Source organism: Chromatiales bacterium (assembly GCA_020445605.1).
Lineage (GTDB): Bacteria > Pseudomonadota > Gammaproteobacteria > JAGRGH01 > JAGRGH01 > JAGRGH01.
Window position 1 is genome coordinate 56,940 of the sequence record JAGRGH010000049.1, and the last position, 26,031, is coordinate 82,970.

Genomic DNA, 26,031 nt, shown 5'->3' on the forward strand with positions numbered 1-26,031 from the left:
GCCGACGGATCATAGCAGCGGCACGATCATCAGGGCGACGATGTTGATGATCTTGATCAGCGGGTTCACGGCCGGTCCCGCGGTGTCCTTGTACGGGTCGCCGACGGTGTCGCCGGTGACCGCGGCCTTGTGCGCGTCCGAGCCCTTGCCACCGTGATTGCCGTCCTCGACGTATTTCTTCGCGTTGTCCCAGGCGCCACCACCGGTGGTCATGGAGATCGCGACGAACAGGCCGGTGATGATGGTTCCGATCAGAAGACCGCCCAGCGCCTTGGGTCCGGCGTCGCCGCCGAGCGCGAAGGCCATGCCGAATGCGACCACGATCGGCGCGAGCACCGGAAGCAGTGACGGGATGATCATTTCCTTGATCGCCGAGCGCGTCAGCATGTCCACGGCGCGGCCGTAATCAGGCTTTTCGCTGTGGTCCATGATGCCGGGCTTTTCTTTGAACTGGCGACGCACCTCGTTGACGATGCCGCCGGCTGCACGGCCCACGGCCTCCATCGCCATCGAACCGAACAGGTACGGGATCAGGCCACCGAGGATCAGGCCGATCAGCACAGCCGGGTCGGACAGGCGGAAGACCAGATCCTTGCCGGCTTCGGAAAGGGAGTTCGTGTAGTCCGCGAACAGCACCAGCGCGGCCAGCCCGGCCGAGCCGATTGCGTAGCCTTTCGTGACGGCCTTGGTGGTGTTGCCGACCGCATCGAGCGGGTCGGTGATGTTGCGGATCGACTCGTCGAGTTCCGCCATTTCGGCGATGCCGCCGGCGTTGTCGGTGATCGGTCCGTAGGCGTCCAGCGCGACGATGATGCCGGTCATCGAAAGCATCGAGGTCGCGGCGATCGCGATGCCGTACAGGCCGGCCATCTCGTACGCACCAAGAATCGAGGCGCAGATCGCGATGACCGGCGCAGCGGTGGATTTCATCGAGATGCCGAGGCCCGCGATGATGTTCGTGCCATGCCCGGTGGTCGACGCCGAGGCGATATGCCGGACCGGCGCGTAGTGCGTGGAGGTGTAGTACTCCGTGATCATCACCAGTGCAGCGGTCAGCACCAGCCCGATCACCGCGGAGGCGAACAGATCGCCGGTGGAATACAGGCCGTTGTCGGCCATGACCCAGTCGGTCACGAAGTAGAACGCGACCGCCGACAGCAGGCCGGCGACGATCAGACCCTTGTACAGCGCGCCCATGATGTTGGCCTGGCCCGCACGCATCTTCACGAAGAAGGTGCCGATGACCGATGCAATGATCGACGCGCCACCCAGTGCGAGCGGGTAGATCACGGATGCCGCGGAGGCGTCGCCCGTGAACGTCAGCCCGCCGAGCAGCATGGTCGCGATGATCGTGACCGCGTAGGTCTCGAACAGGTCTGCGGCCATGCCGGCGCAGTCACCGACGTTGTCGCCGACGTTGTCCGCGATCACCGCCGGGTTTCGGGGGTCATCCTCGGGGATGCCGGCCTCGACCTTGCCAACCAGGTCCGCGCCAACGTCCGCGCCCTTGGTGAAGATGCCACCGCCGAGGCGGGCGAAGATCGAAATCAGCGAGCCGCCGAAGCCCAGTCCGACCAGCGCGTGCAGGGCGTGTTTCTGTTCCACGCCGACCGCGGAGAGGATCGCGAAATAGCCGGCGACGCCGATCAGGCCGAGACCGATGACCAGGAGCCCCGTGATCGCACCACCGCGGAACGCCACGTCGAACGCCGCGGCCATGCCGTCGTGGGCGGCCTGCGCGGTGCGCACGTTCGCGCGCACCGAGATGTTCATTCCGATGTAGCCGGCCGCGCCCGAGAACACCGCGCCGATGAGAAAGCCGAATGCGGATGCCCAGGAGATGAACACGCCGATCAGGACGAACAGTACGGCACCGACGATGCCGATGGTCGTGTACTGCCGGTTGAGGTAGGCGGCAGCGCCTTCCTGCACCGCGGCGGAGATCTCGACCATCCGCGCGTTGCCGGTCGGCTTGGCAAGAATCCATTTGACCGACAACGCGCCATAGGCAATGGCGACGACACCGGCGATCAGTGCAAACAACAGTTCGACGGACATGGGATTACCCCCGGTTAATACAGATTAGGGAAACTCCGAACAGCTCAGAGTTTCACGTTCGCGGCAATCCTTCGTTGGATTGGTGAAAGCTTCGTCAAGCCGGCCCGGATCGCTCCGTGCGCTTGTGCCTATAACTCGAACGCAGGCAGTTTCTTGGCGACTGCGGCGTTTTTCAGCGTCACATATCGCGGCATGCCGTTTTCATAGGGTGGGTAGTCCTCGCCCAGCGTCAGCGGCATGAGGTAGTCGCGACATTCCTGGGTGATGCCGAAACCGTCGGGGCTGATGAATTCGCGCGGCATCATCTTTTCGACGTTGGCGACCTCCGACAGCGGGGCCTTGCCGACGGTCCAGGTGTACGGCTTGTTGGACGTGCGTACGACTGTGGGCATGATCGCGCTGTCACCGGCCAGCGCAAACTCGACGGCGGCCTTGCCCATGGCATAGGCCTGCTCGACGTCACTCTTGGACGCCAGGTGTCGCGCAGCACGCTGCAGGTAATCGGCCACGGCCCAGTGGAACTTGTAGCCAAGTGCGTCCTTGATCATGTTCGCGACGACCGGAGCCGCGCCGCCGAGCTGCGCATGTCCGAACGCATCGCGCGTGCCCTGTTCGGCGAGGAAGCGGCCATCGGGCCAGTGCGCCCCTTCGGAGACGACGACGGTGCAGTAGTCGTATTTTTCGACGTTCGCCTTGACCTGCGCGAGAAACTTTTCCTGGTCGAATTCGATCTCTGGAAACAGGATCACGACGGGAATGCCGTGGTCGGTCACCAGGCCGCCGGCTGCGGCAATCCATCCGGCATGTCGGCCCATGACCTCGATCACGAACACCTTGGTCGAGGTCTTGGCCATGGAGCGCACGTCGAACGACGCCTCCAGGGTGCTGACCGCGATGTACTTTGCCACCGAGCCGAAACCCGGGCAGTTGTCGGTGATCGGCAGATCGTTGTCGACGGTCTTCGGCACATGGATCGCCTGGATCGGAAAGCCCATGGTCTCCGACAGCTGCGAGACCTTGTGGCAGGTGTCGGCGGAGTCGCCGCCACCGTTGTAGAAGAAGTAGCCGATGTCGTGCGCCTTGAAGACTTCGATCAGGCGCTCGTACTCGCGGCGGTTCTTCTCGAGGCTCTTGAGCTTGTAGCGACACGAGCCGAACGCGCCGGACGGGGTGTACTTCAGCGCGGCAATCTTGGCGTCGGATTCTTTCGAGGTGTCGATCAGATCCTCGGTCAGTGCGCCGATGATGCCGTTGCGTCCGGCATACACGTTCGCAATCTTGTCCGGATGGCGGCGCGCGGTTTCAATGACGCCACAGGCTGAGGCGTTGATGACGGCGGTGACACCGCCGGACTGTGCGTAGAAGGCATTTTTGGCAGCCATGATGCTTCCCCTTTCGGTGTTCGTTTATGGCTTAACGTGGATCAAGTTCGGTCAGTCCCCGTGCCGGGCTGCGCCACGGCCTGATCTGACCCGGTTCGGCGGCGATGCGAACTTTGCGCAAGCTTCAATCATCGGCCTGAAGTTCGTGGCGAAAGATCGGCGCAAGTGGGCGCGCTGTGGGCCTGAGGACGGCGAAAAACCGGACATCGCCGGGCCGCTGCGGCCGCTACCAATCGGTCGCGAAGCATACCGCATCCGGGCCGGACGCAGGATGAGCCTGGCTTGATCGGGGTATAGAAAGAAAAAGGGCCCGCGTTGCGGGCCCTGGTGAGTGTCGCGCAGGGGTGTCTCAGGCGCGCGGCACGCGCACCGCGATGAACATCGGGCTGCCCGCGCGTTCCACGAGCACGGCCACCGAGCGGTCGGCCTTCAGGTCGTTGATGGCGGACTCGGCGTCGGACAGGGAGTCCACGCGGCGACCGTCGATCATGACGATCACGTCACCGCGCCGCAGCCCGGCCGAATCGGCCGCGCTCTCCGGGGTGACCTTGACGACGACGACGCCGTGATTCGCTTCGATCTCCGGATTGCGGCGCTTGGCGTCGTCCAGCGGCTCGATCACCAGTCCGAGCCGGTCGCTCGGCTGCTCGCGCGGCGTCTCGTCTTTGCGCGAATCGCGACTCGAAAGCTGGGTCTGGTCCTCGTTCGGCAGGGCGCCGATGCGCACCTGGACCTCGCGCGAGCGGTTGTCGCGCAGAACCAGCACGGTGGCGTTCTTGTCGACCGGCGCCGCGCCGACCAGGGGCGGCAGGGCCGCGGAATTGCCGACCTTGCGGCCGTTGAATTCCAGGATGACGTCGCCGACGCGCAGCTCGGAATCGCGCGCTGGGCTGTCGTCGAGAATCTGTGCGACCAGCGCCCCGTGCGGGTGATCCATGCCGAATGAGCGTGCCAGTTCGCGGTCGACGTCCTGAATCAGCACGCCAAGCCAGCCGCGAGAGACGTGGCCGGTGGTGCGCAGCTGGTCTGCCACGTTCATCGCGATCGAGATCGGGATCGCGAACGACAGGCCCATGAACCCGCCATTGCGGCTGTAGATCTGCGAATTGATGCCGACCACCTTGCCGTCCAGATCGAACAGGGGTCCACCCGAATTGCCAACATTGATCGGCACGTCGGTCTGAATGAACGGCACGTAGTTCTCGCTGGGAAGGTTGCGGCCCTTGGCGCTGACTATGCCCTTGGTCACCGTGTGCTCGAAGCCGAACGGCGAGCCGATCGCGAGCACCCAGTCGCCGGTGCGCAGGGTCGCATCGTCGCCGACCTTCACGGTCGGAAGGCCCCTGGCGTCGATTTTCAGGACTGCGACGTCGCTGCGCTTGTCGATGCCGACCACGGTTGCGGTGAATTCGCGGCGGTCGTTCAGCCGCACGACAATCTCGTCTGCATCGTCAACGACATGTGCGTTCGTCAGAACGTAACCGTCTTCCGAAATGATGAATCCCGAGCCCAGCGAGCGTGCATCGAAATGTCCGAACGGACTTTCTTCGCCGTCCTCGGGGTTGTTGAAAAAGTGCCGGAAGAATTCGTGGAACGGGGAATCCTCGGGCAGATTCGGAATCTGCATGTTCGGTTTGCGCTGCGCGATGTGCTGTTTCGTGCTGATGTTGACGACGGCCGGCGCATTGCGGTCCACGAGATCGGCGAACTGCGGCAGGCCGTCATGCGCACGCAGCGCGCCCGCCCAGATCATCACGATGGCAAATACGCTGTAAAACCTTGCTTGTCTGATCATCTGGCTACCTCGAATCTGAGCAGCGAAACCTGCGGTATGTATTGCGACACACCGTGCTGCCCACTCAGAGCTTGTTGTCCGGCGCAAAGTTCCGCGCATGGGCTGGCCGGGTGGAAGGTTCGGTTGCCGGAGCGATCCAGCGCTGCGCCCAGACCGGTCGGCGAAGCAATGAATGCGCGATCCACAGCCCCAGTCCGAGGCCCGCGGCGCCGGCAATCAATTCGATTCCGGTCGCTGCCGGCGCAAGCGCCATGCCCAGACAGAGTCCGGCGACCGGCAGACCATAGGCGATCACCGTCGAGGCGAGCAGTGCGGATTCGTCGATCGCCAGTTCGATCGGCGTGCCTGGCGCGGGTGTTGGTGACGGTGTGGCGACCTCGATCACACGGGCGGGCCGGACCAGCCAGCGCTCGATCAGCGAACCCCCACAGGCACCGGTGCTAGTACAACCGGTGCAGCCCGTTGCGTTTTGCTCCAGCGCCACCTGCATCCGCGCGCCGCAGAGCGCAATCACCTTGCCCCGCAGCCGCAGGTCGTCGCTCACTCGCCGCGGACCATGCTGGTCGCCACGGTACGCACGCTCAGCATGGGCACTTCGCCCATTGCGGTGACATGGTGTTCGTCGTCGAGCGGTGCACCGAAGGTGCTGACTGCGCCGAGGCGCGAGCCGCCGCTCAGGGGCTCTCCGGACCTGACCGACTCGATGTAGACCGAGATGGACGCGAGCCCGTCGGAGTAGACCAGCTGCTCAGCACCGCGGCGGTCTTCGTGCCCCGCGAGTCGCGCCATCGTGGTCTGCCGGAACCCGGGCGGAACCTGGCTCGGTGACCAGCTTGCACGGCCGTTCTGGATCAGGTCCGGGACGGGAGTCTGCACCTGACGGAAAGCGGCATTGGCACTGGACAGCGTCAGTTCCGCGGGGGCGATCGGGCTGTCGGTGTTCAGGTTCGTGAACTGGATGCGCTCAACGGGCTGCTTCGATTCGCTGAGCATTTCGACGCGCAGCGGCAGCGCGGTGTCCCGATCGAGCCAGAGTGAGTAGCCATAGCGGAATTCGTCGCGCGCTTCGATGTCGATGCGCTGCGCATCGCGCCCGGCAACGCGCTCGTCGCCGGCGAGCTGCACCACGTAGTTCTCATGCAGGCGTTGAAAATCGGCTGAGCCCAGTACCCCGAGCGTCTGGTTCGGGCGGCGTTGATCGATCACGATCGAAGCCCGGTCGGGCAGTACGCAGGTGACGCGTTCGTGATCGCGCAGGATCTCGCGCGCCGGACCGTCCAGCGAAATCAGGCGCTCGCGCTCGACCTCGCCTGTTCCGCTGTGCCAGATTCGCATCGATGCCAGCTTCTGGCCCTGCTGGACGACGAAGGTGCCCTCGTAGTCGAGGTTGTGGACGGCGGCGCGCATGCGCGCCAGCCACGCCAGCGCGAGGTCATTGCCAGCGGCGGCCGCGGCGGCGTGCAGGGCGGCAATGGCCACGGCCGCGGCGGCGAGGCCGCGACGGCGGCGTGGCTCAATCATTGGGCGTGAAACTCACGACACTCGTGTACGGCAGCAGACCCTTCATGTGCTGGGCGCCGGCCAGTTCGTTGTGTCGCAGCAGCAGGCTGTCCAGGCGGTCGCGTTCCGCGGCACTCGGCACGCTGGCCCGCGAGGTGACGCTGGCGGCGACCGGGCGGGTGTCCTGGATCGGAACCGAGGCGACCAGCTGGCCCGCAGCCGGCAGCGGTGCGTCGGCGCCGCGCCACTGCACGAACGCGATGGCGGCGACCGATGCGGCGGCGGCAAGGGAGGCCCAGGTCCAGCGCGGTGTGGAACGTCGGCGTGGCAAAGCCCGCGGTGCGAGGACCGTTGGTTCTTCGTCGATCGCGGTGGAAACCCGCGTGAGCAGGTCCGCATGCACGACCGGCCACTCGTTGCGCATCGCCGCGCCTACCGCGGCCAGCCGTCGTTGCTCGTTTGCAAGGCGGGCACGGTCGGGCGTGCCCTCGTACAGGGCCTGCAACTCCGCGACGGAGAGTTCCTCGTCGAGAAGGGCGGAAACGGTTTCTCGCAGATCATTCGCCATGCTGGCCACCCGCAGTCTGGTCTTCGTGATTATCCAAGCTAGTTCCCCGAAACTCGTCAGCCACCGAGCAGCGGATCGAGCAGTTTTGCGATCGCCTCGCGCGCGCGAAAGATTCTCGAGCGCACCGTGCCGATCGGGCAGTCCATGGTTTCGGCGATTTCCTCGTAGCTCATGCCGTCGAGTTCCCGCAGCGTGATCGCGGTGCGCAGATCATCCGGCAGGGACTCGATGGCCCGGTTCACGGTCTGGGCGATCTCTTCGCTCAGGAGCTGCCGCTCCGGCGTCGCGATGTCCTGTAGACCCGTGGCACCGCTGAATTGTTCCGCTTCCTGTGGATCGAGATCGTCACCCGGCGGCCGGCGGTTACGCGCGACGAGGGCGTTCTTGGCGGTATTGATCGCGATCCGGTAGAGCCAAGTGTAGAACGCGCTGTCGCCGCGAAAGTTCGGCAGTGCGCGGTAGGCCTTGATGAAGGCCTCTTGGGCGACGTCCTGGGCCTCGGTCGGGTCGCGTACGAAGCGGTAGATCAGATTGACGATCTTTTGCTGATACTTGAGCACCAGCAGGTCGAATGCCCGCTTGTCGCCACGCTGAACGCGCCGCACCAGGTCCTCGTCGGTGGTGTTGTCGGTCAAGGTCTTCAGGGTGAGGTTGGCGGCGTGCAGGGGCGCGACAGGCGCGCCATTGTCGCGTCGGGCGGCGGGATTGTAAATTCCGTCCTACGATTCCAATCTCCGGCCGGGCGCCTCTGGGGGCCGTTTCGACGATGCAGCCGCATTACGACGTTCTGATTCTGGGCTCCGGCGCGGCCGGTCTCAGTGTTGCCCTGGGTATCGACCCTGCGGCCCGAGTCGGCGTGATCTCCAAGGGCGACCTGGCCGACGGCAACACGCTGTACGCGCAGGGCGGGATCTCGGCCGTGCTCGACAACGCCGATTCTATCGACGCGCATGTACGCGACACGCTGATCGCCGGCGCCGGTTTGTGCGACGAGGCCGTGGTTCGTGGCGTGGTCGCGGAGAGCCGTGCAAGCGTGGAATGGCTGCTCGAACAGGGCGTGGTGTTCACGCCGGACACGAGCGGCGAGTCGAGCTTCGGTTACCACCTGACCCGCGAGGGCGGGCACAGCCATCGGCGGGTCATCCATGCTGCGGACGCGACCGGGCGGGCGGTCGAGACGACGCTGATCGGCCAGGCCCGGGCCCGCGCAAACATCGATCTCGTCGAGGGCCATATCGCGATTGATCTGATCACAGACCGCCGGCTGGGCGGCGATGGACGCCGCTGTCTGGGCGCGTACCTGCTCGAGCGTGCAACACGCACCGTTCACACCGTCTCGGCGCGTCACGTGGTGCTGGCCACCGGCGGGGCCGGCAAGGTCTATCTATATACCAGCAATCCGGATGTATCCACGGGCGACGGCATTGCGATGGCGTGGCGCGCCGGATGCCGAATCGCGAACATGGAGTTCGTGCAGTTTCATCCGACCTGCCTGTATCACCCGCGGGCGAAGACCTTCCTGATCACCGAGGCGATGCGGGGTGAGGGTGCCGTGCTGACGCTGCCCGGCGGCGAACGCTTCATGCCGCGGTTCGACGCGCGCGAGGAGCTCGCCCCGCGCGACATCGTCGCCCGTGCGATCGACCACGAAATGAAGCGGCTCGGCCTTGACTGCGTGTACCTCGACATCAGCCATCGCCCGACAGGATTCGTGCGCGAGCACTTCCCGACCATCCATGCGCAGCTGCTCGACTACGGCATCGACATCACCCGCGAGCCGATCCCGGTCGTGCCCGCAGCGCACTACTGCTGCGGTGGCGTGATGGCCGACGATCGCGGGCGCTGCGATCTCGATCACCTGTATGCCGCGGGCGAGACCGCCTACACGGGTCTGCACGGCGCGAATCGCATGGCGTCCAACTCACTGCTGGAATGCCTGGTGTACGGCAAGCGCGTGGCCGCCGACATCAACGCCGCGCTAGAACCGGGTGCGCCAGCGCCTGCCCTGCCGGCATGGGACGAAACCCTGGTCACGGACTCCGACGAGGAAGTGGTCGTCTCGCACAACTGGGACGAACTGCGGCGGTTCATGTGGGACTACGTCGGCATCGTCCGCTCGAGCAAGCGACTGGAGCGCGCGAAACGCCGCGTGGACCTGCTGCGCCACGAGATCGCCGAGTACTACGGGCATTTCCGTGTGACGAACGATCTGCTGGAACTGCGCAATCTCGTGGAGGTGGCCGACCTCATCATCCGATCGGCGTTGCGCCGGGAGGAGAGTAGGGGGTTGCACTACACCCGCGATTTCCCGCTGCCCAACGACGCCGAACCGCCGCGCAGCACGGTGCTGCGTCCAAGCGGATTCGTTGCCGGCGCGCGGAGCTGAAGTCAGCGGTTTGGAATCAGGCACGGCTGCCAAACCGCGTCGATAATCCGCGCTCAGTCCTCGATGCGGTTGCCGTTCGGCGCCTGGTTTGACTGCACGCGTGCCGGACCGTCGACCAGACGCACATTGTTCGCGCTCATGCGTCCGTCGTGCGTCGAGTCGGGCTCGTTCAGGTAGAACTCGACGATGTTGTCGCGGTTCAGCATGTCGTCGGTGGTCAGTGGCGAGGCAAGTTCATTGGCGTGACAGAACACCGGCTCATACGGCGAGTTCGGGTCGCGCGCATCGGTGATCCACAGTCCGCTGTCGATTTGGCGGATGAAGCGCAGAAACCCGAATCCCTTGTCCGTGAACCACTTCGTGCACACCCCGCGAACGCAGCCGCCCGGCGCGCCCCATTCGTTATGCGGCTCATGCACAAACGGCAGCAGGTTCGGCACCAGATAACCGTTGTGGAACGCATCGACCTGGCGCTTCAGCGCGCTCGAAATGTTCCGGAATGCAAGCAGCTCGACGCGAACACCGCGATTCTGAAGCGCGCCGACCAGACCAAGGAAGTCGCCGTCGCCGGTGACCAGAAGGACCTGATCCAGGTTCTCGACCTGCTGCATCGCATCGATGGCCAGGTCCAGATCCGAGTTGGCCTTGACGTTGATGTTGCCGTCATCGTCCACATAGCGTTTCACATTCTTGACGATGACTTTCCAGCCGAATTCCCGGACAGTCTGCTGGTAGAACTGCGCATTGCGCGCGTATTCCGCATCGTCCTTGGCGCGCTGCGGGTCGAAGTTCATGTAAGTGTTCATGCGCAGCAGCACACCACCGTCGCGTGCGGCGAATCGCCGCAGGGTGTCGTAGCGCATCTGATAGCCGCCGTTCAGGCGGATGTTTTCGGCATCGACGAACACGCCGATGCGCACGCTGTTGCTCATATTCCCGGTAAACTCTGGTGAATTAACGAAACGGCACCCGACCCTTGCGGGTCCATGCATTGAAACAGCGAAAACCCGCGACAGGTCAGGAACCGCAATTCGCGCTGATGCCATTGCCGGATGGCCACGCTGGTGTCTCGGCCAGGTGGCGGAATGTTCGACGTGCCTTCGAATGATCGTGCCCGGCGATCCGCCGCGTCGAGACTAGAACATAACCCAACGGACATGTCGTGAACAGACCTCCAGTGCGATTGCGTGTCTATTACCGTGAGTACTGCGGCCTTTGCGAATCGATGCTGGCCGAGCTCATCCCGAGGGCCAGACGAGGCGCGTTCGAACTGGAACTCGTCGACATCGACCGTGATCCGACGCTGGTGCGCCGTTACGGCGAGCGCGTGCCCGTGCTGACCGATGCCAGCGACCGCGAGCTGGCGAGTTTCCGGCTGACGCCGGAACTGCTGCGGGAATTGTCCGGCGATGCCGATGGCACGGTATGATCGCGCGTTTTGCGAGCGAACCCGGCCTGCGGCTGGGTCGCGATTCCGCACGAAAAAATACTCGTAACTTACTGTAATTTAACGACATAAATCATCCATAGCGGCGCCGTCATCGGCGCGCCGACGCCATGCAGCACATCCGCAACTTCTCGATCATCGCGCACATCGACCACGGCAAGTCGACGCTGGCCGACCGCTTCATTCAGATCTGCGGCGGGCTCAGCGAGCGCGAGATGGCGGAGCAGGTGCTCGATTCCATGGATATCGAGCGCGAGCGCGGCATCACGATCAAGGCGCAGGCCGTATCGCTGCGCTGGCCGGCGCCGGACGGCGTCGAGTACGAGCTGAACTTCATCGACACGCCGGGACACGTGGACTTCAGCTACGAGGTCTCGCGTTCGCTGGCGGCCTGCGAGGGTGCGCTGCTGGTCGTCGACGCCGCGCAGGGTGTCGAGGCGCAGAGCGTCGCGAACTGCTACACGGCGATCGATCAGGGTCTGGAGGTCGTGCCGGTCCTGAACAAGATTGATCTGCCGGCCGCCGAGCCAGAGCGTGTTGCGCGCGAGATCGAGGACATCATCGGCATCGAGGCCGGCAATGCCGTGCGCGTCAGCGCGAAAACCGGCGTCGGTGTCCCGGACCTGCTCGCGCAGCTCGTCGCGCGCATTCCGCCGCCGGTCGGCGATCCGGACGCGCCGCTGAAGGCGTCCATCGTCGACTCGTGGTTCGACCCGTACGTCGGCGTGATTTCGCTGATCCGCGTCGTGGATGGCGTGATCCGGCCGCGCCAGCGCATCCGCATCATGGCGGCCGGGCGCGATTACCAGGTCGAATCGGTCGGCATCTTCACGCCCAAGCGCGTCACACGCGACGAACTCGGCGCGGGCGAGGTCGGCTTTCTGATCGCTGGCGTCAAGGACATTGGCGGCGCGCCGGTCGGCGACACGATCACCGAGGCTTCCCGGCCAGCTTCCAAGGCGCTGCCGGGTTTCCGCGCGATCAAGCCGCGGGTGTTCGCGGGGCTCTACCCGATCGAGTCCGACCAGTACGAGGATTTTCGCGAGGCGCTGGCCAAGCTCAGGCTGAACGACTCGGCGCTGGTTTACGAGCCGGAGACCTCCGCGGCGCTGGGCTTTGGCTTTCGCTGCGGGTTTCTCGGAACCCTGCACATGGAAATCGTCCAGGAGCGCCTGGAACGCGAATACAACCTGAACCTGATCACCACGGCGCCGACAGTGCTCTACGAGGTGGTGGTCACGGGCGGCGAGGTCATCGAGGTGCACAATCCCTCGGACCTGCCGGATGTCTCACGGATCGTCGAGGTGCGCGAGCCGATCATCGAGGCCAATATCCTGGTGCCGCAGCAGCATCTGGGCGCGGTGATCGGACTGGTCGTCGAAAAGCGCGGCATGCAGAAGCGTCTGCACTACGCCGGCAATCAGGTGCAGGCGACGTTCGAGATTCCGATGAACGAGGTCGTGATGGACTTCTTCGACCGACTGAAATCCGTCAGCCGCGGCTATGCCTCGTACGAGTACGAACTCAAGCGTTTCCAGCCCGCACCGCTGATCAAGCTCGATGTGCTGATCAACGGCGACCGGGTCGATGCGCTTTCGATCATTGTGCATCGCGAACAGGCGCAGCGCCGCGGACGCGAGCTGACCGAACGCCTGCGCGAGCTGATTCCGCGGCAGATGTTCGAGGTCGCAATCCAGGCAGCCATCGGCTCGCACGTCATCGCGCGGTCTTCCGTGAAGGCGCTGCGCAAGAACGTCACGGCGAAATGCTACGGCGGCGACGTGACGCGCAAGCGCAAGCTGCTCGAAAAGCAGAAGGCTGGCAAGAAGCGCATGAAACAACTGGGTCGCGTCGAGGTTCCGCAGGAAGCGTTCCTCGCCGTACTCAAGGTCGGCGACTCGTGAAGCGGTCGTCGGCACGACCACTCCAGGCCCACGGAGACGATTGAATGAATTTTGCCCTGATCCTGTTTATTGCGACGGCCGGCACCGGCATCGTCTGGCTCGCCGACAAGCTGTGGCTGCGCAAGCGGCGTGGTCAGCGCAAGGAAGGCACGCTGGTCGAGTACTCGCGCGCGCTGTTTCCGGTGCTCGCAATCGTGTTTGCGTTGCGGTCGTTTCTGGTCGAACCGTTCCGGATCCCGTCCGGGTCCATGCTGCCGACGCTGCTGATCGGCGATTTCATCCTCGTCAACAAGTTCACCTACGGCATCCGGTTGCCGGTGATCGACAGGAAGATCATCGAGATCGGCGCACCCGAGCGCGGCGATGTCGTGGTGTTCCGTTATCCGCTGGACCCGCGCACCGACTACATCAAACGCATCGTCGGGGTGCCGGGCGACCGCATTGAATATCGCAACAAGACCCTGTTCATCAACGGTGAGCCGATGCCGCAGAGCATGGTGGACACCTACGTCGGGCAGGGCAGTGACCGGCGCGACAGCGGAGTGCAGCGTCGCCGCGAAAACCTGCTGGGCGTGGAGCACGACATTCTTGTCCAGCCCCGCGCGGCGGATTTTCCCGGCCAGTGTCTGGTGCTGTTCAACCGTCCGTTCATCGTCCCGCCGGGTCAGTATTTTGCGATGGGCGACAATCGCGACGGCAGTTCCGACAGCCGTTGCTGGGGCACCGTGCCGGACGAGAATCTGGTCGGACGTGCATTCATGATCTGGATGAATTTCGACTCGCAGCGTGACAGCTGGGTCGACTGGAGCCGCATCGGCAACAGCATCCGCTAGCGCTACCGGTCGCATTCGCGCTGCGACGGATTTGCTATTCTCGCGGCTCGGCACACGACGCATCTGGAGGACGATCGACATGGTTTCCTTGCATCGGCAACGCGGTGTCACCGCGCTCGGCTGGTTGGTGATTTTGTTCCTGATCGGCTTCTTCGTTCTGCTGGGTCTGAAGATCATCCCGATCTACATGGATCACTACCGGATCAAGGAAGTCATGGAGTCGCTGAAGGACGAGCCGCTGCAACTCGACCGCGGTTCGGACGAGATTCGCAAGCTAATGGAAAAGCGTCTGAAGATCAATTACGTGTGGGACCTCAAGCGGGAGGACGTCAAGATCGTCAAGACCCGCACCGGCTACGACGTCACCGTTGATATCGACTCGCGCGAGAACATCTTCGGCAATCTGGATGTCGCCGTGCGGCTGAACCACACCGTTTCGGTCGAACCGCGTCGTTGAGCGCGGAGCGCGGGTCGTCGGGCGCGCGTATCGGCCACAGGTTCGGCACTCCCGAACTGCTGGAGCAGGCGCTCACCCACCGCAGTGCCGGCAGCGCGAACAACGAACGGTTCGAGTTTCTCGGCGATGCGTTGCTCGGGCTGTTTGTTGCCCAGGCGCTGTTCGAACGCCAGCCCCGCGCCAGCGAAGGGCGCCTGAGCCGTCTGCGAGCGACGCTGGTGCGGCGCGAGACCCTCGCGAAGCTGGCGCGTGAACTCGAAATCGGCGGCGATCTGCGGCTCGGTCCGGGCGAACTGAAGAGTGGCGGGTTTCGGCGCGAGTCGATTCTGGCCGATGCCTTCGAGGCGCTGATCGCGGCGGTCTATCTGGATGCCGGCTTCGAAGCAGCGCGTGATTTCGTGCTGTCGGCCTATGGCGACCTGATCGACGAGGTTGCAGCCAGCGGCGAACTCAAGGATCCAAAAACGCGCCTGCAGGAACACCTGCAAGCATCCGGTCGCGCGCTGCCGGCGTATGATCTGGTCGAAACCAGCGGCCCGGATCATCGCATGCGTTTTGTCGTTGAGTGTCGGCTGACGGACGCTGACCTGGTCGAGCGCGCTCCGGGATCAAGCCGGCGCAAGGCCGAGCAGAGCGCTGCCGCGGCCATGCTCTTGCACCTTGGTGCGGAGGGGGGCGCGGATGGCAACTGACCAGACCACACGCAGCGCCTACGTCGCCCTGGTCGGTCGGCCGAACGTGGGCAAGTCCACACTGCTCAATGCAATGGTCGGCACGAAGGTGTCGATCGCCACGCGCCGACCGCAGACCACCCGCCACCTGATTCATGGCGTCGTCGAACATGGCGGCGCCCAGCTCGTGTTCGTGGACACCCCGGGCCTGCACGTGCAGGAACCGCGCGCGATCAATCGCGTGCTGAATCGTGCGGCGGCCGGCGCCATGCAGGATGTCGATGCCATCGTCTGGCTGATCGAGGCGCTGCGCTGGACGGAAGAAGACCGCGCGGTCGCCGAGCGTCTGTCCGGCCAGACCGCGCCGGTCATCGTTGCGGTCAACAAGGTCGACCGCGTGGCGGACAAGACGAAGCTCCTGCCATACCTCGGCGATCGCGCCGCCGAATTCAGTGCCGCGGATTGGATTCCGCTCGCGGCCCGCGACGGAACCAATGTCGATCGGCTGCTCGATCTGCTCGCTGCTCGCGCGCAGCCCGGACCGCTGCTGTTCCCGGACGGTGAAGTGACCGATCGGCCGGTGCGGTTCCAGATCGCCGAGATTCTGCGCGAAAAGCTCATTACGCAACTCGACCGCGAAATTCCCTACGCGCTGACCGTGGAACTCGAGCGCTATGACGACAACGGCCGGACCGCCCACATCGACGCAGTCATCTGGGTCGAGCGTGAGAGCCAGAAGGCGATCGTCATCGGTCACCAGGGCGCCGTGCAGAAGCGCGCTGGTACCCGTGCACGCGCGGAACTCGAGCGGCTGCTCGATCGCAAGGTCGTGCTGCGCACCTGGGTGCGCGTGCGCGAAGGCTGGTCCGACGACGAGCGGGCACTGGCGCAGTTCGGTTACTCGGAGTAGGGCTTGTCCAACCCGCCCGGCACGCTTGCAGTCGCCTGGGTTTTGCATGCGCGCGCCTACCGGGAAACCAGCCTGCTGCTCGACTGTCTGCTGAGGGCGCACGGCCGGGTCAGTGTCGTCGCGCGTGGCGCCCGATCGGCCCGCTCGCGCCAGCGCGCGCTGTTGCAGCCGTTCGTGCCGCTGCTGATCGATCTGCACGGGCGTGGCGAGGTGCGAACCCTGCGCACCGCGGAGGCCGCTGGCGCGGCGTATCTGCTCCAGGGCGAGGCGCTGGCCTGCGGCTTCTATCTGAACGAACTTCTCACCCGGCTGCTTCCGGCCCACGAGGCGCACGAGGCGCTGTTCGATGTCTATGGTCGGGCGCTGGAAGGCATCGCGGTGGCCGGGAGTTCGGCTGACCTGGCCCGCAGCCTGCGACTGTTCGAGCGCGATATGCTCGGTGAACTCGGTTACGCGCTGGTGCTGGATCGCGACGCCGTCACGGGCCGTTTGCTCCAGGCCGATGCGCAGTATTGCTACCGAGCGGATTTTGGACCCGTGCCGGACGGGGCGGGCCAGGTCGGTGCTTCGCACCTGCCGGGCAGGGCATTGCTGGACTTCGCCCGCGGCGAGATCGCCGATGCCGATCTTGCGGCCGTGCGCGCGCTGACGCGCGCAGCGATCGATATTCTGCTCGATGGCCGGCCGCTGGCCAGTCGCGCGCTGCTGCGCGGCGCGCACATGGCGCGATCGCCGACCCGCTGAGCACGGGGGTGCATGCATGGCGGTACACTGCGCGGCCCCGGACCAACCTCCCGAACTCCAGCCATGAAACTCGGCGTCAACATCGATCACGTCGCGACCCTGCGTCAGGCGCGTGGCACGCGCTACCCTGAACCACTGCATGCCGCATTGCTCGCAGAGCAGGCGGGCGCGGATGCAATCACGGTGCATCTGCGCGAGGACCGCCGCCACATCCAGCTGCGCGATGTCGAAATGCTCGCCGCCAGCGTGCAGACGCGCGTGAACCTGGAGATGGCCGCCACGGCGGAGATGGTCGACGTCGCCTGCCGGATCCGGCCCGCCGACTGCTGTCTGGTGCCCGAACGCCGCGAAGAACTGACGACCGAGGGCGGACTCGACGTGGCCGGACAGCGCGACGCACTCACCGCCGTCTGTGCCCGTCTCGCCGAGGCCGGTGTGCGGGTGTCGCTGTTTATCGACGCCGATCGCCATCAGCTCGATGCGGCGAAGGCGGTTGGCGCGCCCGTGATCGAACTGCACACCGGGCAGTACGCCGACGCGCCGCCCGGTACGGCGCGCGCGCAGGAACTCGCGCGGCTGGCGGACGCCGTCGACTACGGACTGGGTCTGGGCCTGATCGTGAATGCCGGACACGGGCTCGATTACCACAACGTCACCGACGTCGCGGCGCTGCCCGGAGTGAGCGAGCTGAACATCGGCCACGCGATCGTCGCGCGCGCGCTGTTCACCGGGCTGGGTCCGGCCGTCGCCGAGATGAAACGGCTGATGCTGGCGGCGGCAAGGTGCTGATCGGCGCGCCCAACGCCGAACTGGCCGGCGTGCTTGCGCGCGCCGAGCGCCTGTACACGGATGCCGAGATCGGCACGGCAATCAGCACACTCGCCGGGCGGGTGAACGCGCGTCTGGGCACCGAGGTCTGGACCGCGATGTGCGTACTGCACGGCGGGGTCGTATTCGCCGGGCGACTGCTGGGCCAGCTCACGGCGCCGGTGCGACAGGACTACGTCCACGCCTCGCGCTATCGCGAGCGGCTGGGCGGCGACCAGCTCAAGTGGCGGGCACACCCGGCGACTGAGATTGGAAGTGCGCGCATTCTGCTGCTCGACGACATTCTGGACGAAGGCATCACGCTGGATGTGCTGCGCGCGCAGCTCCTGGAAGCCGGGGCGGCCGAGGTCGTTTCGGCGGTGCTGGTGCGCAAGAATCGCGCGCAGCCGCCGGCCTGCGAGGCGGATTTTTTCGCCCTGGAGGTGCCGGACCGCTATGTCTTCGGCGCCGGCATGGACTACAAGGGCTGGTTTCGAAACGCGCCAGGGATCTTTGCCGCGAGTCTCGCGGACAGCTGAGTCGGCATGGGATCGCACGGCAAATCAACGCCGCGCCTCGCCCTCATCGGGGGCACGGGGCTTGACGCGATTACGGGCTTCGAGCCGCTCACCGACGCCGCACCGGTCACGGCGTTCGGTCCGGCCTCGGCGCCACTTGCGAGTGGAAGGCTCGGCGGACTGCCCGTCCTGTTTCTGGCCCGGCACGGGACCGCTCACAGCATTCCGCCGCACGCGATCAACTATCGCGCCAACATCGCGGCACTGCGCGAGGCCGGCGCGACCCATGTGGTGGCCGTGGCCGCAGTCGGTGGAATTGGCCCGAATTGCGGCGCTGGCGCCCTGGTGGTGCCCGACCAGCTGATCGACTACACCTGGGGCCGGGAGCACGCATTCGCTTCAACCGTGCTTGCACCGGACAGCCACTTCGACTTCACCGAACCGTATTGCGCAGAGCTGCGTGCGGCGCTGCTGGCAGCGGGTGCGGCCGCGGGTGTGGCCTTGGTCGACGGCGGGGTCTACGGCGCGACGCAGGGTCCGCGACTGGAGACTGCGGCCGAGATTCGCCGGCTGGCGCGCGATGGCTGTGACCTGGTCGGGATGACCGGCATGCCCGAGGCCGCATTGGCCCGCGAGGCCGGACTTTGTTACGCGACGCTGGCCGTGGTCTCGAACCGCGCCGCGGGACTGGGCGGCGAGATCACGATGGACGAAATTCACGGCGTGCTCGCCTCGGCGATGCACACGGCCGGACGGGTGCTGGAGGCCCTGGGGCAGGGGTGGCGAAGAAAAGGGCTCTGATAATCCTCTAGCCGCCGGCGCTACGCGTTCTCGCCTTCGCTCACCGGGGTGACCCGCACGATGATGCCGAGCACGGGATGATCCAGATAATGGGTCTCGCTGCTGCGCATTCGGCGATGCGCGTTCATTTCAAACCGCTCGGTTCCGGCGTTCGGGTCCAGACTGCTGCCGCTCAGGCTGAGTTCGGTGTTCACATGCAGGAACCGCTTGCGTTCAACGCGGATCTGGCCGTCCAGTCGATAGGTCTGTAGACCGAAACGCAGCGGCTGGACGTCGATTACCGGTACCGGTGAGCTGGTCTGTGCGTCCTGACGCCAGCCAAAATGCCGCAGCAGCCGATAGGCGCCGTTCGCGCTGATCGCGCTGGCGGCAGCCCCGAGCGTGAGCTGCCCGGGCAGCATCTGGGGGTATTGGGGTGCTGCGATCGTCGTCGGGAGGGGCAGGGGCTCGATGGTCTGCGGCAAGCCCTGAAACCCGGCAGGCTCGACCATGGTCCGTTCCTCGCCGGCCAACAGCCCGGCGACGTGCGCGAAGATGATGATTTCGACGTCGTATTCGCGTACCTCGGCGGCGCGCGCCGGAGTAACGGCAACCAGCGCCAGCAGCAGGCTGGCGCCCAGTGAACTGACGCTGGTTGCTTTGGTCACAGGCCGCCGGTGCGCTGCGCGGTCAGACGCTCGGCGAGCGTGCGCGCGAACAGGTTGGTTGCCTCCAGATAGGGCACGGTACCGTTCTTGCGCATGATCTCCTGGCCTTCGTCGCTGTAGGCGAATTCGATGAATTTCTTTACGTCACCGACCCGCGGGTTGTCAGGATTGTACGCGAGATACAGTGGGCGATAGAGCAGGTAGGCGCCACTGCGCACGTTCTCGTAGCTCGGCTCCTTGCCGTTCAGCGCGAGAATCTTGACGTTGCGCTTGCGCGCGCTGGAAATACCGGTCATCGCGATGGCTTCCGGATCGGCCTCCAGCGCCTTTTCCAGTGGCCCGGTCGAGGCGAATTCCTGCCCGCCGACGAACTCCTGGTTGACGTTGTCGAAGATCAGCTGGCGGATCGTGTAACCGACACCCGAGACCTTGCCCTTGCGGAAGTACAGCTTCAGCGGGCGATCCGGGCCGCCGACCTGTTTCCAGTTCGAAACCTTGCCGAGATAGATGTCGCGCAGGTTGTCGATGGTCAGGCTGTCGACGGGATTGCCCGGATGCACGATCGCCACCAGTGCGTCCCAGCCAACAGGCGCGAGCCGCGTGTTGGCCTCGGCGCCCTCACCGTACAGGGAGTGCCGGCAGCTGCCGCCGATGTGGGCCTTCTGCGAGGAGACCTCGCGGATGCCGCGTGTCGCCCCGCCGCCGTCGATGATGATTTTCTGGCCGGTACGCGCCTCGTAACCCTTTGCGAGGGCTTCGACGTACGCCTTCTTCGAGATACCACAGCCCACCCACACGAGCGCTTCGTCGGCGATTGCGGTCTGGCTGGCGGAGAAGATCAGGCTGGCCGCCACAACGGCCAGCAGGGGATGCTCAACTCGATGCACACTCATTTCGGCCACCTCGGGCTTTGTAGTAAGTAGGTCGCCCGGCCAGTATCCGTCCGGACTGTTGCGACCTGTTTCGGTCGTGGCGAGTCCATTCAAGAGCTGCGGTTCGGGCGCGCCCCCAAAACGCGCGCTCTCCGTGCTCAGAGAGGAAGTCTGGCAAAACGGGCGGGATTCTGTAAGGGTGTAGCGGTGTATGACCGCGATACTTTCGCCGGTTTTGTGAACTGGTTCACAGTTTACGGCGCCAGTTCTGCGGCGATTTGCCAAAAGCTCTCGAGCCGCTGCCGGGTGATCTGGCCTTCCTCGGCGGCCTCTCGTACGGCGCAGCCAGGCTCTTCGAGATGTCGGCAGTCCCTGAACCGGCAGCGCCCCAGGAACGGACGAAACTCGCGGAACCCGCGTGCGACCTCGCTGCGTTCGAGGGTTCCGAGCCGAAAGCTCCGCACGCCGGGCGAATCGATCAGCGCGCCGTCCTGCGGTTCAAGCCGATAGCGGACGGTTTCGGTCGTCGTGTGGCGGCCGATCCCAGTCGCCTGCGAAACGGCGCCGGTGCGGATGGAATCATCGCCCAGCAGTTCGGCGACGATGGACGACTTGCCGACACCGGATACGCCCACGAATGCGCTGACCTGAGCATGCAGGGAATCCAGCAGGGTGTTCCATCCCAGGCGCTCTGGAACCGAAACCCGGATCAGCTCGTAGCCGATCTCCGGGTACCCGGCCAGTGTGTCCGCCACCTCACCGGCCTTGGGCAGATCGCTCTTGTTCAGCACGATGACGGCCCGCAGCCGCTGGTTCTCCGCCGCGACCAGGTAGCGGTCGATCAGAGACAACGGGGTCGCCGGTTCGACGGCGACGACGATCACGAGCTGGGTGAGATTCGCCGCCAGTGGCCGGGATCGACCGCTGGCGGTGATGCGTTCCAGGAGATTGTTTCGGGGCAGCAGCCGTTCAATGACCGCCGTGCCGTCGCCGGTGACACGACACTCGACCCGATCTCCGGCGACCAGGTCGTCCGAACTGCGGCGGAGCAGACAGTCGAGGCGCTCGCCGTTCTCTGTTTCAACGATCGCCTGCGAACCGTGGCGTACGACCACGGTGCCGCGAACGACGGCGTTGTCAGCGTGCGGCGGGGAACTTGTAGTAGCTGGCATTCAGATGGTCGACCACGGCGACGATGTCGTCCTCGAACCATTTCAGTCCCAGTGACTGTTCGCACCGGCCGACCTGCGCGTGCAGCGCATCGCGCGTCGTAACCCTGCGGCTGGCGCGGGTGTACGGTGAACTGTCGTGACAGTGCATGCAGTTTTCGTCGTGCAATGTCTTGCCATCGGCCGCAAGCGCGGTAGGTCCGGCTGCGGTCGCCACGACGAGCGCGGCCGACAGGCCGATGAGATCGCGAAGAGTCGACATACGAGGGCTCCAGGGGGCGGGTGGGGGCGACATTGTTCGGGTAACGCTGGCCGGCGGCGAGTCGGGCTGTCAGGCGGATTCAAGTCCGGCAAGCCGATCGATGCGCTGGGATGCCGGCGGATGACTGTGATGAAACGCCGAATACAGTGGGTCGACGGTCAACGAGGACGCGTTGTCACGATAGAGCTTGACCAGGGCGTTGATCAGAGAGCGTGCCCTGGCATGTCGGGCCGCGAACGCGTCCGCGGCAAATTCGTCGCGCCGGCTGAGCCAGGAGAACAGCGGCTGCAACAAGACCATCGCGACGGGCGCAACGAGGATGAACAGGACCAGCCCGAGATACTGCGACGGCAGCTCGACGCCGAGGCCGCGCTGGAACGCCGGGCTTTCGATGAGATATGCGGCGAGTGCGAACAGTGCGACCGCGAGTCCGGCGATGCCGAGCAGACGTCGGGTGACGTGATGCAGCCGGAAATGGCCGAGTTCGTGCGCGAGCACGGCCTCGATCTCGTCGCCTTCGAGGCGCTCGAGCAGCGTGTCGAACAGCACGATGCGTTTGTTGCGCCCGAAACCCGTGAAGAACGCATTGCCGTGCGCGGAGCGGCGCGAACCGTCCATGACCTTGACGCCGCGGTCGCGAAATCCACAGCGTTGCAGAAGCTCGCCCAGGCGCGCGGCGAGATCGGCATCGTCGAGGCCGCGAAACCGATTGAACAGCGGTGCGATCACGGCCGGATACAGCCAGGTCATCAGCAGCGTGAAGGCGATCCACACCAGCGCCCCGGCGATCCACCAACGGTCACCGAGGGCGTCGATCAACCACAGCAGCAGAGCGACAAGCGGCGTGCCGAGCGCCAGCATCAGCAAGGTTCCAACCACCAGATCGCGAATGAACAGCATCGGGGTCGTGCGGTTGAATCCGAAGCGCTTTTCAGTCACGAATGTCTGCCATGCATTCATCGGCACGGCGAGAGCACCGTTGATCAGCAGCACGGACAGCAGCACGGCCAGACCGGTTCCAAGTGTGCCGAACTGGTAGGTCCGCCAGAAGACATCCAGCCAGGCCAGCCCGCCGCCGAGTGTCCAGCCGAGCAGGACCAGAGCGCCGAACACGAGATCGATCATCCCGAGCCGGGTGTTTTCGATCCCGTAGGCGATGGCGCGCTGGTGATCGGCCAGCGAGATCTCGTCGGAGAAACGTGCGGGCACGCGGTCGCGGTGTCGCGCGAGATGTCCGAGCTGTCGCGATGCCAGCCAGATCTGCACGATCGTCGTGGCCGCCAGCGCGACCGCAAACGTCACAGTCACGCCGAATTCACTCATGATGCGCAAGCACACTGCTTGGCCAAGCGGCTAGAATCACGGCCCGATTCCAGGCCACCCGCGAATACCCGCCGACGATGATGCAAAGCACGGAAAACCTGATCTGGATCGATCTCGAGATGACCGGGCTCGATCCGCTGAACGACCGGATCATCGAAATCGCCACCATCGTGACCGACAGTGAACTGAAACCGATCGCACAGGGCCCGGTGCTGGCCGTGCATCAACCGGCCGCCACGCTGGCCGCGATGGACGAATGGAACCGCACGCATCACGGTGCGTCCGGCCTCGTCGCACGTGTGCGCGAGAGCACGATCGACGAGGCGTCCGCCGAAGCGCAGACGATTGCATTTCTCGAGCAGTGGTGTCTGCCCGGCAGCTCGCCGATGTGCGGCAACAGCATCTGCCAGGACCGGCGCTTTCTGGCGCGCTGGATGCCCAGGCTCGAGGGGTTTTTCCACTATCGCAATCTCGATGTCAGTACGCTCAAGGAACTCGCGCGGCGCTGGGCGCCGCAGGCGACTGCGGGCTTTCGCAAGTCGGCTCGGCATCAGGCGCTGGACGACATCCTGGAATCCATCGAGGAGCTGCGGTTTTACCGCGAGCGGCTGTTCGTACAGGGGCTGAGCTGATCGCAGCGGGCCACCGCGTGATCATCATTTCCCGCGTCGGGTCGCGGCAAGTTGAGGCACCAGATCGCCGACGAAGTTCCGGTACAGCGCCAGCCAGATGACCAGCGGCGAAACCGCCGGCAGGATCAGGTAACCGAACTGGTAACCCAGCGCGATGAATTCTCGAGCCGTGTCGGTGATGCCGACGGCCGCGGTCGTGGCGACCGGCAACTTCAGTGCGATGACCTTGAGCACTTCGAAGCTCAGGCCCCAGGCCTGCACGGGCACCAGCAGCAGCACGCCCCAGAGCAGCTTGCCCCATTTGTCGTTCAGCGATTCCGGAACCGCCAGGATCAGCGCCGCCAGCAGCGGCAGGCTGTAACCGTACATCAGCGGATTCAGCGCAAAGCCGATGCGCGAGCCGGCGCCGTCGCCAAGTGCCGTGACCACCCGCAGCCGGTTGCCCTGCTGACCGATCTCCGTGATCACCTGCGGCATGAAGGTCGATAGCACCCAGTCGGTGACGAACACCACGGGGCGAATCAGCGCCGGCGCGAACAGGTACCAGGCCGCAAATGCGAGCGGCAGCCAGATCACGACACGCAGCAGAAAGCGATGAATGCCGGGCTTGTCGTCGGACATGGTTTCAGGCCTGCGCGGATTCGGGCGTGGAATCGCCCGCGGACGGGGTTTGCGTTTGTTCCGGCTCCTTCGGCAGCAGCCGCAGCCAGATCAGGAACACGATCAGCGCGTCCAGCATGATCAGGGCCTGCCACAGATACAGGTGCGCCCATTCAAAGACGTCCATGTTCCACTGGCCGATGTAGAACAGGCTGATCACGCGCACCAGGTTCAGTACATGGATCGCCGCGAAGCCCGCGAGCAATCCGTAAAACTTGTGTTTCCACGTGGAAGGAAAGGCGAGAATCGCCGCCAGCAGCACGATGCTCGCCTCGATGCCGTTGCAGCCGGCTTCGATCGAAACGGCGAAATGGTTCTTCGTGTGCTGCAGGATCTTCCCATAGGAGACCACGTCCGGATCGAACATGGTCACCAGGGTCGCGCTTGCCGCCGCGACCAGCCCGGTCCACGGCTCCACGACCCAGCGCTGTCCGAACGGCGTGAGTTCGCCGACGAACAATACCGCCTGAATCAACAGAAAAAGCAGGAAAAATCGCAGCATCGGCCCGGTACGCGGAAAGTTGGCGGGCGATTCTACCGGATCGAGCCGCGGCACTGGCGCGCCAGTGCCCAAGCGACGTGTTCGCGCACCAGCGCGGAGGGGTGATTTTCCCGGCGGCGCAACGCGGCCAGGACTGTGCCAGAGACCGGGGCATTGCCGAGTCCCACGGCGAGATTGCGCAGCCAGCCGACGTAGCCGGTTCGTCGCAGCGCGCTGCCGGCGGTGCGTTCCAGCCATTCGGCCTCGGACCACGCGAACAGTTCGACCAGCGTCGTGCTGTCCAGACCATGGCGGGGTGCGAAATCCGCCAGCGTCGCGAGGGCCGATTCACGGTTAAACGGACAGACCAGCTGGCAGTCGTCACAGCCAAACACGCGGTTGCCGATCGCAGCGCGCAGCGGTTCCGGGATCGGGCCGTCCAGTTCGATCGTCAGGTAGCTGATGCAGCGGCGTGCATCCACGCGCCACGGCGGGCCGATGATCGCCGCGGTCGGACAGGCGTCCACGCAGGCTTGGCAGGAGCCGCAATGCGCGCTCGCGGGCCGGTCAATCGGAAGTGGCAGGTCAACGAACAGCTCACCGAGCAGGAACCACGACCCGGCGTCCCGATGAAGCAGGTTCGTGTGCTTGCCGATCCAGCCGAGCCCGGCCTTCTCGGCGAGCGGTTTTTCCATGACCGGCGCGCTATCGGCGAACGCGCGGTAACCGAACGGACCGATCGCAGCCTCGATACGGGTGGCCAGCCGTTGCAGGCGACCGCGGATCAGCTTGTGATAATCGCGGCCCAGTGCGTAGCGTGCAACGAATGCCCGTGCGGGGTCGTCGATGACCTCCGCGCCCGGCCGGGCCTGCGCTGTGCGGTAGTCGACCCGCACGCAGATCACCCGCAGCGTGCCCGCAACGAGTTCCGCCGGGTCAGTGCGTCGCCTGCCGTGGCGGGCCATGTAGCCCATCTCGCCGTGCAGGCCGGCGGCGAGCCACGTATTCAGGCGATCGCCGGCCGGTCCCAGATCGGTGTCGGTGATCCCGAGCTCAGCGAAGCCGAGTTGGCGTCCCCAGCGGTGGATGTCTCGCGCCAGCGCGGCCCAGTGGGCGTGTTCGTCGGGCGCGGGACGCCGTGCGGTCTGCGCCTGTTTCGGGGCAGGTTCCATATCGTGCGGGAGTCTGCTATGAACAGCCTTGG

The 26,031-nt window shown here is 65.2% G+C and carries 29 protein-coding genes; 13 read left to right on the forward strand and 16 right to left on the reverse strand.

All coding sequences use genetic code 11. The features are described 5' to 3' along the window. Positions 1 to 9 precede the first annotated feature (9 nt). Positions 10 to 2,058 carry a sodium-translocating pyrophosphatase gene (locus tag KDG50_10540; GenBank protein ID MCB1865859.1) on the reverse strand — a complete coding sequence of 683 codons (2,049 nt, stop codon included), beginning with the start codon at positions 2,056 to 2,058 and terminating at the stop codon, positions 10 to 12. Between the two features lie 128 nt (positions 2,059 to 2,186). Then, a complete protein-coding gene (locus KDG50_10545) occupies positions 2,187 to 3,440 on the reverse strand; it encodes a 6-phosphofructokinase (protein ID MCB1865860.1) in 1,254 nt (417 codons plus the stop codon). On the opposite strand from KDG50_10545, the gene KDG50_10550 reads away from it, so the two are divergent. Beyond that, positions 3,430 to 3,726, forward strand: coding sequence for a hypothetical protein (locus KDG50_10550; GenBank protein ID MCB1865861.1), 297 nt, complete (start codon positions 3,430 to 3,432; stop codon positions 3,724 to 3,726). The two genes, KDG50_10545 and KDG50_10550, sit on opposite strands and share 11 nt — an antisense overlap. 63 nt (positions 3,727 to 3,789) lie before the next feature. Here KDG50_10550 and KDG50_10555 read toward each other — a convergent pair whose 3' ends face one another. The 5 genes from KDG50_10555 to rpoE all read right to left on the reverse strand — a co-directional run bounded on the left by KDG50_10555 (position 3,790) and on the right by rpoE (position 7,938). Further along, on the reverse strand, positions 3,790 to 5,235 hold the full coding sequence (locus KDG50_10555) for a DegQ family serine endoprotease (GenBank protein ID MCB1865862.1): 1,446 nt from the start codon (positions 5,233 to 5,235) through the stop codon (positions 3,790 to 3,792). 64 nt (positions 5,236 to 5,299) lie between these two features. Then, positions 5,300 to 5,779 carry a SoxR reducing system RseC family protein gene (locus tag KDG50_10560; GenBank protein ID MCB1865863.1) on the reverse strand — a complete coding sequence of 160 codons (480 nt, stop codon included), beginning with the start codon at positions 5,777 to 5,779 and terminating at the stop codon, positions 5,300 to 5,302. Continuing rightward, positions 5,776 to 6,756: a MucB/RseB C-terminal domain-containing protein gene (locus KDG50_10565; GenBank protein MCB1865864.1), complete on the reverse strand. Its 981-nt coding sequence runs from the start codon at positions 6,754 to 6,756 to the stop codon at positions 5,776 to 5,778. The genes KDG50_10560 and KDG50_10565 overlap by 4 nt, the downstream gene beginning before the upstream one ends. Further along, positions 6,749 to 7,303, reverse strand: coding sequence for a hypothetical protein (locus KDG50_10570; GenBank protein MCB1865865.1), 555 nt, complete (start codon positions 7,301 to 7,303; stop codon positions 6,749 to 6,751). Before KDG50_10570 ends, KDG50_10565 begins: the two co-directional genes overlap by 8 nt. A 56-nt stretch (positions 7,304 to 7,359) precedes the next feature. Then, positions 7,360 to 7,938: an RNA polymerase sigma factor RpoE gene (gene rpoE, locus KDG50_10575; GenBank protein ID MCB1865866.1), complete on the reverse strand. Its 579-nt coding sequence runs from the start codon at positions 7,936 to 7,938 to the stop codon at positions 7,360 to 7,362. 131 nt (positions 7,939 to 8,069) lie between these two features. On the opposite strand from rpoE, the gene nadB reads away from it, so the two are divergent. Then, positions 8,070 to 9,689, forward strand: a complete 1,620-nt coding sequence (nadB, locus tag KDG50_10580) for an L-aspartate oxidase (protein ID MCB1865867.1) — start codon at positions 8,070 to 8,072, stop codon at positions 9,687 to 9,689. 53 nt (positions 9,690 to 9,742) lie between these two features. On the opposite strand, the gene KDG50_10585 is transcribed toward nadB, so the two are convergent. Further along, positions 9,743 to 10,621 (reverse strand): NYN domain-containing protein, encoded by an 879-nt coding sequence (locus KDG50_10585; GenBank protein ID MCB1865868.1) that lies wholly within the window; start codon positions 10,619 to 10,621, stop codon positions 9,743 to 9,745. 293 nt (positions 10,622 to 10,914) lie between these two features. On the opposite strand from KDG50_10585, the gene KDG50_10590 reads away from it, so the two are divergent. The 10 genes from KDG50_10590 (at position 10,915) to KDG50_10635 (ending at position 18,781) form a co-directional block, all read left to right on the forward strand. Next, on the forward strand, positions 10,915 to 11,118 hold the full coding sequence (locus KDG50_10590) for a glutaredoxin family protein (protein ID MCB1865869.1): 204 nt from the start codon (positions 10,915 to 10,917) through the stop codon (positions 11,116 to 11,118). A 128-nt stretch (positions 11,119 to 11,246) separates the two neighbouring features. After that, on the forward strand, positions 11,247 to 13,040 hold the full coding sequence (lepA, locus tag KDG50_10595) for a translation elongation factor 4 (GenBank protein ID MCB1865870.1): 1,794 nt from the start codon (positions 11,247 to 11,249) through the stop codon (positions 13,038 to 13,040). Positions 13,041 to 13,084: 44 nt separating this feature from the next. Beyond that, positions 13,085 to 13,873, forward strand: coding sequence for a signal peptidase I (gene lepB / locus KDG50_10600; GenBank protein MCB1865871.1), 789 nt, complete (start codon positions 13,085 to 13,087; stop codon positions 13,871 to 13,873). Between the two features lie 79 nt (positions 13,874 to 13,952). Then, positions 13,953 to 14,330: a DUF4845 domain-containing protein gene (locus KDG50_10605; GenBank protein ID MCB1865872.1), complete on the forward strand. Its 378-nt coding sequence runs from the start codon at positions 13,953 to 13,955 to the stop codon at positions 14,328 to 14,330. After that, positions 14,327 to 15,022, forward strand: a complete 696-nt coding sequence (gene rnc, locus KDG50_10610; GenBank protein MCB1865873.1) for a ribonuclease III — start codon at positions 14,327 to 14,329, stop codon at positions 15,020 to 15,022. Before KDG50_10605 ends, rnc begins: the two co-directional genes overlap by 4 nt. Next, positions 15,012 to 15,911, forward strand: coding sequence for a GTPase Era (era, locus tag KDG50_10615; GenBank protein MCB1865874.1), 900 nt, complete (start codon positions 15,012 to 15,014; stop codon positions 15,909 to 15,911). Before rnc ends, era begins: the two co-directional genes overlap by 11 nt. Positions 15,912 to 15,914: 3 nt before the next feature. Next, positions 15,915 to 16,655, forward strand: coding sequence for a DNA repair protein RecO (gene recO / locus KDG50_10620; GenBank protein ID MCB1865875.1), 741 nt, complete (start codon positions 15,915 to 15,917; stop codon positions 16,653 to 16,655). Positions 16,656 to 16,667: 12 nt separating this feature from the next. Then, a complete protein-coding gene (pdxJ, locus tag KDG50_10625; protein ID MCB1865876.1) occupies positions 16,668 to 17,444 on the forward strand; it encodes a pyridoxine 5'-phosphate synthase in 777 nt (258 codons plus the stop codon). Beyond that, positions 17,438 to 18,001 (forward strand): hypoxanthine-guanine phosphoribosyltransferase, encoded by a 564-nt coding sequence (locus KDG50_10630; protein ID MCB1865877.1) that lies wholly within the window; start codon positions 17,438 to 17,440, stop codon positions 17,999 to 18,001. The genes pdxJ and KDG50_10630 overlap by 7 nt, the downstream gene beginning before the upstream one ends. A 6-nt stretch (positions 18,002 to 18,007) precedes the next feature. Then, on the forward strand, positions 18,008 to 18,781 hold the full coding sequence (locus tag KDG50_10635; GenBank protein MCB1865878.1) for an S-methyl-5'-thioinosine phosphorylase: 774 nt from the start codon (positions 18,008 to 18,010) through the stop codon (positions 18,779 to 18,781). A 20-nt stretch (positions 18,782 to 18,801) separates the two neighbouring features. On the opposite strand, the gene KDG50_10640 is transcribed toward KDG50_10635, so the two are convergent. The 5 genes from KDG50_10640 to KDG50_10660 all read right to left on the reverse strand — a co-directional run bounded on the left by KDG50_10640 (position 18,802) and on the right by KDG50_10660 (position 23,054). Further along, positions 18,802 to 19,428: a hypothetical protein gene (locus KDG50_10640; protein MCB1865879.1), complete on the reverse strand. Its 627-nt coding sequence runs from the start codon at positions 19,426 to 19,428 to the stop codon at positions 18,802 to 18,804. Further along, positions 19,425 to 20,321, reverse strand: a complete 897-nt coding sequence (locus tag KDG50_10645; GenBank protein ID MCB1865880.1) for a substrate-binding domain-containing protein — start codon at positions 20,319 to 20,321, stop codon at positions 19,425 to 19,427. Before KDG50_10645 ends, KDG50_10640 begins: the two co-directional genes overlap by 4 nt. Before the next feature lie 233 nt (positions 20,322 to 20,554). Then, the gene (rsgA, locus tag KDG50_10650; GenBank protein ID MCB1865881.1) at positions 20,555 to 21,415 is read right to left on the reverse strand and encodes a ribosome small subunit-dependent GTPase A; all 861 of its coding nucleotides are present in this window, start codon (positions 21,413 to 21,415) and stop codon (positions 20,555 to 20,557) included. A 22-nt stretch (positions 21,416 to 21,437) separates the two neighbouring features. Further along, positions 21,438 to 21,731 carry a cytochrome c gene (locus tag KDG50_10655; GenBank protein MCB1865882.1) on the reverse strand — a complete coding sequence of 98 codons (294 nt, stop codon included), beginning with the start codon at positions 21,729 to 21,731 and terminating at the stop codon, positions 21,438 to 21,440. A 69-nt stretch (positions 21,732 to 21,800) separates the two neighbouring features. Continuing rightward, positions 21,801 to 23,054, reverse strand: coding sequence for a M48 family metallopeptidase (locus KDG50_10660; GenBank protein ID MCB1865883.1), 1,254 nt, complete (start codon positions 23,052 to 23,054; stop codon positions 21,801 to 21,803). A gap of 77 nt (positions 23,055 to 23,131) precedes the next feature. Between KDG50_10660 and orn the strand changes: the two genes are divergently transcribed. Continuing rightward, complete coding sequence (orn, locus tag KDG50_10665; GenBank protein MCB1865884.1) at positions 23,132 to 23,686, forward strand: oligoribonuclease; 555 nt, start codon at positions 23,132 to 23,134, stop codon at positions 23,684 to 23,686. Between the two features lie 24 nt (positions 23,687 to 23,710). Here orn and KDG50_10670 read toward each other — a convergent pair whose 3' ends face one another. Genes KDG50_10670 through queG form a run of 3 tightly spaced genes read right to left on the reverse strand, consistent with a single transcriptional unit; the run spans position 23,711 to position 25,999 of the window. Continuing rightward, positions 23,711 to 24,307, reverse strand: coding sequence for a hypothetical protein (locus KDG50_10670; protein ID MCB1865885.1), 597 nt, complete (start codon positions 24,305 to 24,307; stop codon positions 23,711 to 23,713). Positions 24,308 to 24,311: 4 nt separating this feature from the next. Continuing rightward, on the reverse strand, positions 24,312 to 24,848 hold the full coding sequence (gene xrtH / locus KDG50_10675; protein MCB1865886.1) for an exosortase H: 537 nt from the start codon (positions 24,846 to 24,848) through the stop codon (positions 24,312 to 24,314). 32 nt (positions 24,849 to 24,880) lie between these two features. Continuing rightward, positions 24,881 to 25,999, reverse strand: coding sequence for a tRNA epoxyqueuosine(34) reductase QueG (gene queG / locus KDG50_10680; GenBank protein MCB1865887.1), 1,119 nt, complete (start codon positions 25,997 to 25,999; stop codon positions 24,881 to 24,883). Positions 26,000 to 26,031 lie beyond the last annotated feature (32 nt).